This is a genomic window from Belliella alkalica (genome assembly GCF_022549785.1).
GTDB classification, from domain to species: domain Bacteria; phylum Bacteroidota; class Bacteroidia; order Cytophagales; family Cyclobacteriaceae; genus Belliella; species Belliella alkalica.
In genome coordinates this window covers 1-634 of the sequence record NZ_JAKZGO010000084.1, presented here as the reverse complement: position 1 = coordinate 634, position 634 = coordinate 1, and the positions used below count along the sequence as shown (strand labels likewise).

Below are 634 nucleotides of genomic sequence, written 5' to 3'. Positions count from 1 at the left end.
TATGTGATTGTATATGTTCCCGCTGGGGTGTTCTCAGGAATGCTTACGATGCCTGTAGATGGATCGATGCTCGGTACAGGACCGCCGTTGATCGGTGTCGCTGCCGTAACTATCGTCAACGTCACATCATCTATCGATACAGGATCTCCGTTCAACGTGTCGTTTGTCAACACATTGCCCGCGTTCTCTGTGCCGTCTAGGCCATTGATCGGACCGAAGTCGTCATCAGTCGCCACTATCTCTGCCGCTTCTACCGTGATGCTTATCGTCGCCGTAGCACAGTTGTCCGGATTCAATACCTCACAGATGCTGTACTCCAACGTATAGGTACCCGCAGGCGTACCGGCAAGAACGTCTACACTGCCGTCTGCATTCAATACTACCTGAGTAGTTGGGTTGTTGTCCGCGTCTAGGAACGATACGGGAGTGATGACCTCTGTGCCTCCTACCGACAACGTAACCTCGGATGGATCTACYGGATCTCCGTTCAACGTGTCATTATCAAACACATTCACTACATCATCCTCACCATCGTAACCGTTGATGTCTATCACCGTGTCATCAGTCGCCACTATCTCTGCCGCTTCTACCGTGATGCTTATCGTCGCCGTAGCACAGTTGTCCGGATTCAATA

1 protein-coding gene is annotated in these 634 nt (G+C 51.2%); it reads right to left on the bottom strand.

Annotated elements, in window-relative coordinates; translation table 11 throughout:
* The coding region (locus MM213_RS20755) for a hypothetical protein (RefSeq protein ID WP_241414790.1) at positions 1-634 on the bottom strand (634 nt) is incomplete at both ends.